This window comes from Gammaproteobacteria bacterium (assembly GCA_028817255.1).
GTDB classification, from domain to species: Bacteria; Pseudomonadota; Gammaproteobacteria; order Porifericomitales; family Porifericomitaceae; genus Porifericomes; species Porifericomes azotivorans.
Window position 1 is genome coordinate 1 of record JAPPQA010000010.1, and the last position, 13,413, is coordinate 13,413.

The window sequence follows — 13,413 nt, forward strand, 5'->3', positions numbered from 1 at the left end:
CGCGCAGGAAGCGGCCGCGCAGGAGCGGGGCCCGCCGGCGGCGCCGGCCCCCGGCACGCCCACGCTGGGGCCGGCGGCGCGCGCCCTGGTGGCCGAGCATGGTCTGGACCCTGCCGCCATTCCCGCCACCGGCAAGGCGGGCCGCCTGCTCAAAGAAGACGTGCTAAACCATCTCAAGCGTTCGCCGCCCGGGCAGGCCGCCGCGGCGCCGGCGCAACCCGGGCAACCCGAGGTCGCCGCGCCGTCCTTGCCGGAGGGCGCCGGGGCGCCGCAACCGGCGGCGCCGCAACCGGGACAGCCGTCCCCGGCCGCGCGTCCCGAGCGGCGCGTCCCGATGAGCGCCCTGCGCCGTCGGATCGCCGAGCGGCTGCTGCAATCGCAGCGCGAGAACGCTTCCCTGACCACCTTCAACGAAGTCAATATGCGCCCGGTGATGGAGCTGCGCCGCCGCTACCGGGAAGAATTCGAGCAGCGGCACGGCGTTCGGCTGGGCTACATGTCCTTCTTTGCCAAGGCGGCGGTGGAGGCCCTGCGGCGCTTCCCGGTAGTCAACGCCTCCGTGGCGGACGGCGACATCGTTTACCACGAATACTACGACCTCAGTATCGCGATCAGCGCGCCCCGCGGTCTGGTGACGCCGGTAGTGCGCGCCGCCGACCGGCTGTCGCTGGCCGGGATCGAGAGCGCCATCCGGGAACTGGGCGAAAAGGCCCGCCAGGGAACCCTGGCCATGGAAGAATTGCTCGGCGGCACCTTCACCATCACCAACGGCGGCATATTCGGGTCGCTGGTCTCGACCCCGATCCTGAACCCGCCGCAGAGCGCGATCCTTGGCATGCATAAGATTCAAGAGCGCCCGGTGGCCGAGGACGGCAAGGTCGTTATCCGGCCGATGATGTACCTGGCCCTCTCTTACGACCACCGCATCGTGGACGGCCGGGAGGCCGTGCAATTTCTGGTGGCCGTCAAGGATCTGCTGGAAGATCCGGCGCGGCTGCTGTTGCAGGTCTGAGCGCCGCCAACCGCCGTCATGAACAACTACGACGTGATCGTTCTCGGCGCCGGCCCGGGCGGCTACGTAACCGCCCTGCGTTGCGCCCAACTGGGTCTGAAGACGGTCTGCATAGACAGCTGGCTCACGCCCGAGGGCAAGCCCGGTCTCGGCGGCACCTGTCTCAATGTAGGCTGCATCCCGTCCAAGGCGCTGCTGGATTCCTCGCATCACTACTGGCATGCCTGCCACCTGCTGCAAGAGCACGGCATCGAGGCCGGCGAGCCCAGACTGGACCTGGAGAAGATGATGCAGCGCAAGGAACGGATCGTGCGCGGGCTGAACGGCGGCATTGCCGCGCTGTTTCGCAAGAACGGCGTATCCTGGCTGCAGGGGCACGGACAACTGCTGCCCGGGCGCCAGCTGCAAGTCACCTATATGGGCGACAGGGCCGGCGAACAAGAACGACTCTCGGGCGAACGGATCGTCATCGCCACCGGCTCGATCCCCGCCGCATTGCCGCGGATCGCGATCAACCATGCCAACATCGTGGACTCCAGCGACGCGCTGAGCTTCGCCAAGGCGCCGCCGCGGCTGGGGATTGTCGGCGCCGGCGTGATCGGCCTGGAGCTGGGGAGCGTATGGAACCGCCTGGGCTCGGAGGTGACGGTGCTGGAGGCCCTGCCGCAATTTCTGCCGGCCGCGGACGCGGACATTGCCGCCGTTGCCCGCAAGACCCTGGCCGCCCAGGGGCTACAGATTCGCCTGGGCGCGGCGGTCCAGGGCGTGCAGGACGCCCGCAAGGAGGTGCGGGTGCGGTTCCGGCAGGACGGCGAGGACGCAAGCCTCACGGTGGACAAGTTGATCGTCGCCGTCGGCCGCGTCGCCAACACCCGGGGTTGGGGCGCCCGGGAGGCCGGCCTGCAACTGGACGAACGCGGCTTTGTCCGCACCGACGCCGAAGGGCGCACCAATCTGGAGGGAGTGTATGCCGTCGGCGACGTAGTCGGTGGCCCCATGCTGGCGCACAAGGCATCCGAGGAAGGGACGCGGCTGGCCGAGCGGCTGGCCGGGCGGCCCGCGGCGCCCCTGTCGGTGGATACCGTTCCCTGGGTGATATACACTTGGCCGGAGATCGCCTGGGTAGGGAAGACCGAGCAGGAGTTGCGCGCCGCCGGCCGGGAACTCCGGTGCGGGCGCTTTCCCATGGCGGCCAGCAGCCGGGCGCGCGCCATGGGCGAGACCGACGGACTGGCCAAGATAGTCAGCGATGCCGCTACGGACCGCATCCTGGGCGTACATGTCTTTGCCGCCAATGCCTCCGAATGGTTGGCGGAGGCGGTTACCGCCATAGAATTGCAGGCCAGTGCCGAAGACATCATACATATCGTCCATGCCCACCCCACCCTGGCGGAAGCTCTGCACGAGGCGGCGCTGGCCGCCCGGGGGCGCACCCTGCATGCCTGAACCGCGCCCGCAGCCGCCGCAGCCGCCGCAGCCGCCGCCGTTTCCGTCACCCAGCCTGAAATCGCACGGGAGCCCCTATAGATGAAAGCAGAAAACGAATCCATCGTCATCGCCGCCGCCGCCCGCACGGCCATCGGCAAGTTCGGCGGCAGCCTGGCCCGCACGCCCGCGCATACCCTGGGCGCCAAGGCGATCGGCGCCGTGCTGGAACGCGCCTCGCTGCCCCCCGAACAGGTGGACGAGGTCATCATGGGCCAGGTGCTCTGTGCCGGCGGCGGCCAGAACCCCGCCCGGCAGGCCGCCATCGCCGCCGGCTTGCCCCAGGCCGTCCCCTGCATGACCGTCAACAAGGTATGCGGCAGCGGCCTGAAGGCCGTTCATCTCGCCGCCCAGGCGGTTCGCTGCGGCGACGCCGGGGCGGTCATTGCCGGCGGCCAGGAGAACATGAGCATGGCCCCGCATGTCCTGGCGGGTTCGCGCGACGGCAAAAAAATGGGCGACTGGAACCTTCGCGACACCATGATCGTGGACGGCCTGTGGGACGCCTTCAACGACTACCACATGGGCGTCACCGCCGAAAACATCGCGGAGCGGCACGGCATCGCCAGGGAAGAGCAGGACGCCTTCGCCGCCGCCAGCCAGCAGAAGACCGAGCGCGCCCTGGAGGCGGAACGGTTTCGCGAGGAGATCGTCGCGCTGGAGCTCCCCCAGCGCAAGGGCGAGGCCGTCGTCTTCGACCGCGACGAATTCCCCCGCTCCGGGGTAAGCCCCGAGCAGCTGGCCGGACTGCGCCCCGCCTTCCGCAAGGACGGCTCGATCACGGCAGGCAACGCCTCCGGCCTGAACGACGGCGCGGCCGCCGTGGCCGTGACGACCGCGGCGCGGGCGCGCGAACTGGGAGTAGAGCCGCTGGCGCGCATCGTTGCCTGCGCCAGCGCCGGCGTGGATCCGGCGGTTATGGGCACCGGGCCGATCCCCGCCACCCGCCTCTGTTTGCGGAAGGCGGGCTGGAAGGCGCAGGATCTGGACCTGGTCGAGGCCAACGAGGCCTTCGCCGCCCAGGCGCTGTGCGTCAACCGGGAGCTGGACCTGGCGCCGGACAAGGTCAACGTCAACGGCGGCGCCATCGCGCTGGGGCATCCCATTGGCGCCTCCGGCTGCCGCGTACTGGTGACGCTGCTCTACGAAATGAAGCGCCGCGGCGCGCGCCGCGGCCTGGCCACCCTGTGCATCGGCGGCGGGCAGGGCATCGCCATGGCGGTGGAGCGCTGACCGTGGAGATCGGGCACGACGGCAAGGTGGCGTTGGTAACCGGCGGCACCGGCGCGCTGGGCACCGCGCTTTGCCGCCAGCTGGCCGACTCCGGCGCCCGGGTGGCCACTTGCTTTCGCAACCAGAGCAAGGCGGACGCCTGGCTGCAAGAGAACGGCGGCAAGGGCTACGACTTCGCCGCGATCCCGGCGGACGTGTCCGACTTCGACTCCTGCCGGCGCCTCGCGGAAGCGGTGCGGCAACGGCTGGGCCCGGCGCAGCTCCTGGTCAACAACGCCGGCATCGCAATGGACGCATCCCTGCGCAAAATGAGCGAAGATCAATGGCGCCGCGTCCTGAGCATCAATCTCGACTCGGTTTTCGCCGTCTCCCGGCAATTTCTGCCGGACATGCTGGAGAGCGGCTTCGGCCGGATCGTCAACATCTCCTCCATCAATGGCCAGCGGGGCCAGCGCGGGCAATGCAACTACTCCGCCGCCAAGGCCGGCATGCACGGCTTCACCATGGCCTTGGCGCGGGAGGTCGCCGGCAAGGGCATCACGGTCAACACCGTCTCGCCCGGCTATCTGGACAGCGAGATGGTCATGCAGGTGCCGGAGAAATTCCGCGAACAAATTCGCCGCGAGATCCCCGTGGGCCGCTTCGGCGCCGTCGAGGAGATCGCCTGCCTGGTGGACTTTCTGGTCTCCGACAAGAGCGGTTTCATCACCGGCGCCAACCTCGCCGCCAACGGCGGCCACCACATCGGCTGAACCGCCGCCGTCCCGAAGCGTCAGGAGCGTCCACACCCGGCATGAGCGAATCGCCCCGCATCATCAAGAAATACCCCAACCGCCGCCTCTACGACACGGGGATCAGCTCCTATATCACGCTGGAAGGCGTGCGCCAGCTGGTGCGGGAAGGCGTGGACTTTCGCATCGAGGAGGCACGGGACGCCAGCAAGGACCTGACCCGCGGCGTCTTGTTGCAGATTATCGCGGAGCAGGAATACCAGGGGCAACCGCTTTTTTCCACCCGGCTGCTGACGCAACTGATCCGCTTCTACGGCGGCTCCATGCAGGGCATTCTGGGAGAATACCTGCAAAAAAGCCTGGACCTGTTCGTGGCGCAGCAACAATATTTTCAGTCGCAGTTCCAGCGCATGATCGCCAGCAACCCCATGGACGCGCTGTCGGTGCTGGCCGAGCGCAACCTCAAACTCTGGCGCGAGATGCAGGAAAGCTTCTTCCAGCAGGCCGGGGCGCACACGCCCCCCCGGCAGGATGACCCGGCGCCCGCAACGGCCCGGGAACAGCCCCGGGGCGAAGGCAACGCCCCCCGCGACCGCTCCTCGTGAGCGCTTGATCGCTCGAGCGTTGGACCGGGCTTGCGCTGGCAAGCCTGGGGCAGGGTTGATACGCTGGGGCGATGACCCTGGCGAATGTAGAACTGTTGGAGGCCCTCGAGGTCGCCGGCGTTCCGAAGGAGAAGGCGCGGGCGGCAGCGGCGTCCGTGGCGGCGGCCGGGGAAGCGGCGACGAAGGCGGACTTAGCCGAGTTGAAGGCCGAGCTGACCGTGCGCATGACGCTGCTGGTCGCGCCGCTGTACGTGCTGTTCGCCTACCTGGCGATTCGCGTTTCGTAGAGGGAGGAACGGGCGATACGCCGGGGAAGCCCCCCGAATAATGCCGCTGCTGTTGCCAGTCTCGTATGCGGCGGCCCCACAAGCCGTTACGCAATCGAAGGGAAAAGATTCCCATCCCCGCCATCATTCCCATGCCCCCACCTCGTCATTCCTGCTTTTTTTCTGTCATTCCGGCCCTTTCTGTCATTCCAGCCCTTTTTGTCATTCCGGCGAAAGCCGGAATCCCGCGCAAAAAGAGCGCGGAACGCGCACATTGCAGCGTCTGGCGGCCGCCCCTTCCTTAAAAGGAGCGCGAAGCGCGCGCTTTCTATGCGGGATTCCGGCTTTCGCCGGAATGACGAGGTAAAGGGCGGGAATGGCGGGGTGGGGGCATGGAAATGACGAGGTGGGGGCATGGGAATGGCGGGAATTTTGTTCACGGCGCTTCTTTCTTGGCGACAAACGGCGCCAATTTTCCTCCCCTCGATTGCGTAACGGCTTGGCGGCCCCATATATGCGCTGGCAAGCCTGGGGCAGGGTTGATACGCTGGGGCGATGACCCTGGCGAATGTAGAACTGTTGGAGGCCCTCGAGGTCGCCGGCGTTCCGAAGGAGAAGGCGCGGGCGGCAGCGGCGTCCGTGGCGGCGGCCGGGGAAGCGGCGACGAAGGCGGACTTAGCCGAGTTGAAGGCCGAGCTGACCGTGCGCATGACGCTGCTGGTCGCGCCGCTGTACGTGCTGTTCGCCTACCTGGCGATTCGCGTTTCGTAGCGGGAGAAACGGGCGATCCGCAACGGAAGCCCCGCCGAATAATGCCGCTGTTTTTGCCATCTCACGGTCTCGTATGCGGCGGCCCCATACGGGCCTGCATATGCGGGCCCTGTATAAATCTCATTTATCTGCCATAATATAGCCTATAATATTCCCAGGGAGGATAAGGGCCGAATCCATGAACCAGGAAAACGATGCATTGCGGGGGCGCATAGTGCGCGGCGGCGGCGTAGGCGTAGCACGGGCCTTGCGGCGCGCCGGTTTGGCGCTGGCGCTGCTGTTGCCGGCGGTTGCGGCGCTGTTGCCGGCGACCGCGGCGCGCGCGCAGGTTGACTATACCGATGTGCACGTGGCCGTCGCGAGAATAGGGGTTGCCCCCGGTGAAAACTATAACATCGCTCAAGGCGAGGATGCCGTGCTGAGGGTGCGCGTAGCGATCTTCAATGACGACAATCTCGTTACCTGCAGTGCTTTCGACCAGAGCCTGTATGTGCGCTATTTCATAAATACTGAAGGGAGTCCGGGATTCGGCCCCTCCACGCCAGGGAGGAATTTCGGCACCGCGACGGTACGCGTTGCCGATACCATGGCGAACTCCGAAAGCGTTATCGAAGAGCCGGGCCAGGGCATACTCCATTTTCCCGCGGGTTCTTGCGCGGTGGATGTCAGTATTCCGACATATAGGACCGGCACAACAGGGAACACCCGGTTTGTATTCAGCCTGGTGGGATTCGCTTCCGGTCCCAGGGGTCTGGCCCATTTGATGGGGCCAGGCCCTACCTATTCCTTTATTGACCGCGGGTTCGCGATAGCTTACTTCCTTTCAATAAATCAGCAAGCGAACCTTAGAAATTTCCTGGGAGGGCTTACCCCGGCGGAGACCGGTTCCTATTCGTCTGTAGCAGCCGATGGCAGGGAAACGAGCTCCAGAGTGGTGCGGATTGGAACCGCGGGCAGCATAGACGGCGTGCTCGTCGTCGGCGACTCTCCCCAGCTCGGCGTGGAGCCCGAATCCGGCGTCACGCAGTTGCGATTTCCGGTATCGTTCTCGGGCAGTGGCATCGGCACAGGCGGGGAGCTCCCCGCTTTGTCGGGTTTCTTTCTCTACCAGGTGCAGGGCACCGCCGTGGTGGACTTGCCCGTGAATGGCGCGCGCCCGGCGGACCCGGATATTCGCTTGCCCGCCGCCGCTTTGGCGAGGCGGGTGACTGCCGCCGACCGGGCGCAAGCGGGGTTCCCCCAGGATGTGCCCGAGGGGGCGGTGGTGGCGGAATTCAATATTCCCGCCGGGCAGGAGACGGGGGAGATCGTTATGCAGGTGCTTGCCGACGATCTTGCCGAGCCTACGGAAACCGTCGAATTGCGCGTGTTGGATTTCCGGGTTGGGCCCCGGCCTTATATCCCCGGCGACGGCAAGACCAGCGCCGTGGGCAGGATCGGCAGCAACGATCCGGTGGAGATAGCTCTGGCCGCGCCCGCGGCCGACACGGCCGAGGGGAACAGCATCCTCTTTCCGTTGAGCCTTGGCGGCGGGCGCTTCGCCGGAACCCTGCGGGTGGTATATAGCGTGGCGCCCGCCTCCGGCAGCGCCGCTACCGGCGCGGACTATGACGACCAGGTGCTGAACGGGGATTTTCGGATTCGGTTGGAGCCGGACGGCCCGGACGGCCGCCGCTACTCCGCCCTGGACGCCGCCGGCACGGCGGTGCCCTCCCTCCAGAACCGCGCCAGTCTTTCGATCCCGATCCTGGCGCTCCTGGACAGCTTCACGGAGGCGGGGGGAGAAGAGCTGACGCTGACGCTTGACAGCGTTACCGCGCTAGCCGCGGACGGCATGGCGGCGGACCTGCCGGTGCGCGTTGGCGCCGCCAGCGCCGACGCCACCATCGTGGACGGCGTTCGGATTGACGTAGCGATAGATAACAGCATGGGCGCCAGCATGACCTTCAGCGAAGGCCAGACCGCCACGATCCCTGTGAGCTTGAGCGGCGCCTTCACCAGCCCGGTAACCCTCGTCTGCGAGTTCGAAGATAGTGATTTGGCGCAGCCGCGAGAGGACTATGAGTTGGGGCGGGTTCTGAGTATGCGGACCCGTCGCGGCGACACCACCTTCGAGGCCGAGTGCGGCACCATTGCGGCAGGCGCCGCCAGCGCCTCCATCGGCATCCCGTTGCTGCGCGAGACGGTGCTGGAAACCGGCTTCGATGCCGTGGAAGGCGACGAGGATTTCGTGGTGGTGCTGACCGCGCTGCTGGGCGCCGAGGGGAATGTGGACGACTCCTTAGATTACACCATCATCATTGCCGACCTTCCGGCCAACCGCGTCGCCCTGAGCGCGGAGCGCGCCGAAATTATGGAGAGCCAGAGTCTCAGCTTCACGGTCGCCCTGTCCGGCACGGCCACCTCCAGCTCGGTATCCGTGCCGATTTCCCTGGCCGGCATTCCCGCCGCCCAGTTGGCGGTCACGGGCGTGCCTGCCGCCCCGGGCATCAACAACTACCTGTTGACCTTTGCCGCCGCCGCCAGCGGCGACGCATCCGGCACGGGCTCGTTCAATGTGGCCGTGACGGACAACAACAGCGTCGAGGCGATGCGCTCGCTGCAAGTGGTGCTGGGCGCGCCCAGCGGCGGGGGCGGCGCGGCGCGCGAGTTCGTTTTGGCCGGCAGCCCGCTCAGCGTCTCGGTGGTGGATAACGACGGCGCCGTGGTGACGCTGACGCCCGCGACCCGGGCGGGGGTGAGCGCCAGCGAAGGCGGCAATGCGAGCTTTGCGGTACAGGCGTCGCAGGCGCCGGCCAACAATGTGACGGTCAACTACAGCCTGGGGGCCGACGGCGACACCGCCGTGCGCGGCGTGGACTACAGCGGCGGCGCCGGCGGCAGCGTAACGCTTGCCGCCGGCACGACCGCGGTCAATATTGACATCCCCGTGACGGCCGACGCCCGCCCCGAAGGCGTGGAACGCTTCTCCCTGCGCCTGACCGGGGTTAGCGGCGATGCGGACGCCGCTCTGGGCCTCGCCGCCGAGTTGGGCGCGGTCGCCACCATTGCCCGCAGCGACCCCGTCTCCGTCGCGGTCACTGCCGACCCGGCGACGGTGATGGAAGGCCAGGCGGTCTCCTTCGGCATCGCGCTGAGCACAGGCGGCTCGCCGGTCTCTTTTGACGAGGTGCTGGTGTTGAATTACAGCCTGCCGGCGACGGCCACGGCGGTTCCCAACCTCGCGGACATGGTGGGCGACTATGCCCCGCCCCCGGGATATGCGGGCGGGGCCATGCGCGCGGGCCAGGCGGGCGTGGCCGCGGGCAGCAGCAGCGCCTCCCTGCTCGTGACCACGATCCAGGATGGCGCGCAGGAGGTGGCGGAAACCATCGTCTTGCGGGTGGATTCCGTGCGCTCCCTGGCGGGGAACCCCGTGGACTCGGTCACCGGGGTCGAGTTCCGCTTCGGCGCGGACGCGACAGCGACCGCGACCATCCAGGCCAGCATGACCACGGCTTCCCTGGGCTTGGCCGATGTGCAGTTCGCGCTGGCCCCGCCCTCCGCCGCCACGGCGGCGGAGGGCGAAAGCGTGACCTTCGCGTTGCGCAGGAGCGGCAGTCTGCCGGCAAGCCTTACCTTCTCCGACTATGCCACGGCGAGCAATATGCCCCGCATCTCGCTCGGCTACAGCATTTCCGGGGTGGACGCCGCCGATATTGCCTCGATCGCGGTCGCGGGGGGCTCGTTCGCCCAGAACGCGGATACCATATCGGCGGCCGGCGACCTGACGGGCAGGATGCTGCAAATCAATGTTGCCGCGTCCGCGAACCCCAGCATTATCGTGGCCCTGGCCAGCGATACGGTCGCCGAGGCGGCCGAGACCCTGACCCTGACCCTGGATTCGCTCAGCTATCCCGCGACAATGAACGGCTGGACCGATCTGGCGGGCTTTATGGCGGCGCGCCCGAATGCCTACGGACTCTCGACGCGGAACCGGGCGCAGGTGGAGATCGAGGCCCATGGCCGGCCCGTTTTCAGCGTTAATGCATCTATCGGGACTTCTGCGGCTGAGGAAAATATTGGCCAGCTTGGCTCATCAGTCACCGACCCTCGAGGCTTGCTTGCTTTCAGGGTGAACCTCGACGCCAACTCCATCGCCAGCACGACCACCTTCACGGTCCATTACACGCTGGACGGTACCGCGGAGGCGCCCGCGGATTACAGCGCCACTGCAAATGTGGCCGAGGACAGCACGTTACTCTCCGCTGGCGTCAGCGGGAGTTTTATGATAGTGCAGCCGGCGAGCGCGGGCGCGGTGAATCGCCAATTCAATTTGATCTTCGGCGGCAACGACGACTCGTTGAGCGAGCCTGAGGAGACCGTCATCCTGAGCCTGACCCGCATAGAACCCACCGACAGCGCCTACATAGACTCCGACCGATCCCAGTTGACATACGAGATCCAGCCCAGCGATCCTGTAGCGGCCAGCGTAGCCGCCCGCTTCGATACCGGCGTCACCATGGTGACAGAAGGCGGCGCCGGCAATGCCGGCATGGCGCGCTTTCGCATCAGCCTGTCGGGGGCCGTGAGCGTGCCTGTTGCCGTGGAGTATGCCTTGACCGGCACGGCCATGCGCACCGCCGCCGCCGACGGCGACTACCGCGCGGCCGCCGAACGCGGCAGGGCGACGTTCGACGCCATGGCGACGACCGCGGATTTGGCGTTTCCGATCATAGACGACGCCCTCAGCGAGGCGCAGGAAACGCTGACTTTCACGCTTTCCTCCGTGGATACGGGGAGGCAGGTGGGCGGGGCGCCGGTCAGCATTGCCAGCGCGCAAGATCAAAGGGCGGCGAGCGTGCCCATTGCCGCCAGCGACCCGGTAACGGTATCGCTGGCCACCGCCGCCAGCGCGGTGACCGAGGGCAACACGGTCGTGTTTACCGTGCGCCAGCGCGGCGGCGCCACCGTCGTGCCCACTGTCGTGGCCTACACCGTGAGCGGCACCGGCATCACCCGCGCGGATTACCGGGATGCGAACCGGCCGGATATGGGTATGGCTCTCACCGGCACCCTGAACATCCCGGCCGGACAGGCGGACGCCGCCATCAGCCTGAACATTGTGGACGACATGAGCACCGAGTCCGGCGAGTCGCTGACCCTCACGCTGGACAGCGCGACCCTCACGGATCCCGACGGGGTCGGCGGCACGATCGGCCTTGCCGGCGCCGCCGACCGCAGCGCCAGCGTTTCCCTCAGCGATCCGACCGCCGTCTCCACGCGCAACGTGTCCGTAGTGGCGACATCGGCCAGCGCTACCGCGGAGGGCGCGACCGCCGTCTTTACGGTCAGTCTCGCCGAGGCCAATCCCCACTCGCAACTCATTACCGTGGACTGGGCGGTGAGCGCCACCAGCGCCACCGGCGACGACGACGCCGAGGCGGCGGACTTCGACTTCGACGGCGACAGCAACCCGGACGCCAATTTCCCCACCGGCCAGACGCTAAGCTTTGCGGTCGGCGAGACGATGAAAACGATTAACGTGCCCATACTCGACGATAGCTTGCGCGAGTCGCTGGAGAGTTACACCGTCGCCATCAGCAATCTCGTGGCCAGCGCCATGGAGGCCGATCCCACTCAGATCGCCGTTGCCCAGGCCCAGGGCACCATCGCCGCCAGCGATCCGATCGCCTACACGATCAGCGCCCCTGCCGCCGATACCTCCGTTGCCGAAGGCAGCACCCTGACGGTCACGGTCACGGGGACGGCCGCGCCGGGCGGTACGGGAGGCAACATCGGCTGCGCCATCACTGGAGACAGCAGCAGCAGCCGCGACGCCACGGAGACCGCCGACTTCGATTCGCTGAGCGCTACGGCGGCCTTCGCCGCCGCCGACACCAGCGCCGACTGCATGTTTGTCGTCACCGACGACCCGGACGATGAGGGGGAGGAATTTTTCACCGTCACGCTCTCGAATCCGGGCAGCGGCGGGATTGCCAATGCCGTCGCGACGGACACGCGCAATTTCCGCATTGCCGCCAGCGACGGAGCGACCCCCCAGACGCCCGCGCCCACGGCCAATGCGGGCAGCGACGCCTCGGCTACCGATGGCTCCACGGTGACGCTGAGCGGCAGCGGCTCGCGGGGCGGCGGCGACACCACCAGCACGCTGGGCTATGCGTGGCTGCAGGTGACTTCCGAGAGCGACCCCGCCGTCCTCACCACAGCGGGCGCCATCACCAACGCCGACGCGGCCTCTGCCACCTTCACCGCGCCCAATGTGAGCAGCGATACGGAATACTTCTTCCAGCTCACCGTCACCGCCACGGCCAGCGGGGAGACGCCGTCCATGGCCAGCGACACTGTGAAGATCACCGTAACGGACGACGATTCGCCCACCGCGACCATCAGCACGGCGGGCGCCTCGGTGACCGAGGGCGGGCAAACCATGCTGGCCAGCACGGTCACGGATGCGACGGACAGCGGCGACACCATTACCGCGGCGTGGACGGCCTCGCCCGCCACGCCGGCCGTCAGTTTCGACGACGCCGCCAGCACCGCGCCGACGGTTACCTGGCCGATGGTGACCGCCAACACCGATTACACCCTCACCCTCACCGCCACCGACAGCGCGGGCAACACCGGCACGGACACGGTGCAATTCACGGTGCGGGATCCTACTGCGCTGCCGGCCAATGCCGCGCCCACCGTGGCCGCGGGGGCCGACCAGACGCTGGACGAGGGCGCCACGGTGACGCTGATGGGCACCGTCACGCGGGGCAGCGGCGACACCGCCAGTACGCTGGATTATGCGTGGGTGCAGATCACCTCTATGAGCGACACCACCGTCATCTCCAGCGGCGCGAACTATGTAGGCGCGCTCACCAACGCCATGGGCACTCCTTCTACGGCTATGGCAACCCTGGGCCAGTCGCAGGCCAGCTTCACCGCGCCGAGCATTACGGCTTCGCCGTTCAGCAGGACCTATTACTTCCAGCTTACCGGCGGCGCGGAAGAAAGCGGGATGACCGCCAGGACCACGGCCACCGATATTGTGGAGATCACGGTGCAAGACAACACCGCGCCCACGGTCTCTTTCACCCCCGCCGCCGGGAATGTGGACGAGGGCGCCACCACCACATTCGTCAACAGCAGCAGCGATTCGGAGGGCGACACGGTGCTCACTTACGCCTGGTCCGTCAATCCCGCCGGCGCGGGAACTTTCGCGGATCCGGCGGGCACCGAGACCGATGCCGCCGCCATTGCCGCGCTTGAAGCGCCGAATATTGCGTGGGCGGACGTTGCGGCCGCCGACCGCAGCGTCAGCG

At 67.3% G+C, this 13,413-nt stretch carries 8 protein-coding genes; all 8 read left to right on the forward strand.

Features of this window, described 5'->3' with window-relative positions; all coding sequences use genetic code 11:
* Window positions 1–1,012 (forward strand): 2-oxoglutarate dehydrogenase complex dihydrolipoyllysine-residue succinyltransferase (gene odhB / locus OXU43_00380; protein MDD9823635.1); only part of this gene is annotated, 1,012 nt, incomplete at its 5' end.
* A gap of 18 nt (window positions 1,013–1,030) precedes the next feature.
* Window positions 1,031–2,458 (forward strand): dihydrolipoyl dehydrogenase, encoded by a 1,428-nt coding sequence (lpdA, locus tag OXU43_00385; protein ID MDD9823636.1) that lies wholly within the window; start codon window positions 1,031–1,033, stop codon window positions 2,456–2,458.
* Window positions 2,459–2,539: 81 nt separating this feature from the next.
* A complete protein-coding gene (locus tag OXU43_00390) occupies window positions 2,540–3,730 on the forward strand; it encodes an acetyl-CoA C-acetyltransferase (GenBank protein MDD9823637.1) in 1,191 nt (396 codons plus the stop codon).
* A gap of 8 nt (window positions 3,731–3,738) precedes the next feature.
* Entirely contained in the window at window positions 3,739–4,482 is a 744-nt protein-coding gene (gene phbB / locus OXU43_00395) for an acetoacetyl-CoA reductase (GenBank protein MDD9823638.1), read from the forward strand.
* 41 nt (window positions 4,483–4,523) lie between these two features.
* The gene (gene phaR, locus OXU43_00400) at window positions 4,524–5,066 is read left to right on the forward strand and encodes a polyhydroxyalkanoate synthesis repressor PhaR (protein ID MDD9823639.1); all 543 of its coding nucleotides are present in this window, start codon (window positions 4,524–4,526) and stop codon (window positions 5,064–5,066) included.
* Between the two features lie 71 nt (window positions 5,067–5,137).
* Window positions 5,138–5,353, forward strand: a complete 216-nt coding sequence (locus OXU43_00405; GenBank protein MDD9823640.1) for a hypothetical protein — start codon at window positions 5,138–5,140, stop codon at window positions 5,351–5,353.
* A gap of 534 nt (window positions 5,354–5,887) precedes the next feature.
* Window positions 5,888–6,103 carry a hypothetical protein gene (locus OXU43_00410; GenBank protein MDD9823641.1) on the forward strand — a complete coding sequence of 72 codons (216 nt, stop codon included), beginning with the start codon at window positions 5,888–5,890 and terminating at the stop codon, window positions 6,101–6,103.
* 178 nt (window positions 6,104–6,281) lie between these two features.
* Window positions 6,282–13,413: hypothetical protein (locus tag OXU43_00415; GenBank protein MDD9823642.1), on the forward strand; the 7,132-nt coding region annotated here is incomplete at its 3' end.

Bases quoted from the DNA above. Each gene is read 5' to 3' on its own strand.
- lpdA (MDD9823636.1), top strand. From the start codon at position 1,031: ATGAACAACTACGACGTGATCGTTCTCGGCGCCGGCCCGGGCGGCTAC.
- OXU43_00390 (MDD9823637.1), top strand. From the start codon at position 2,540: ATGAAAGCAGAAAACGAATCCATCGTCATCGCCGCCGCCGCCCGCACG.
- phaR (MDD9823639.1), top strand. From the start codon at position 4,524: ATGAGCGAATCGCCCCGCATCATCAAGAAATACCCCAACCGCCGCCTC.
- OXU43_00405 (MDD9823640.1), top strand. From the start codon at position 5,138: ATGACCCTGGCGAATGTAGAACTGTTGGAGGCCCTCGAGGTCGCCGGC.
- OXU43_00410 (MDD9823641.1), top strand. From the start codon at position 5,888: ATGACCCTGGCGAATGTAGAACTGTTGGAGGCCCTCGAGGTCGCCGGC.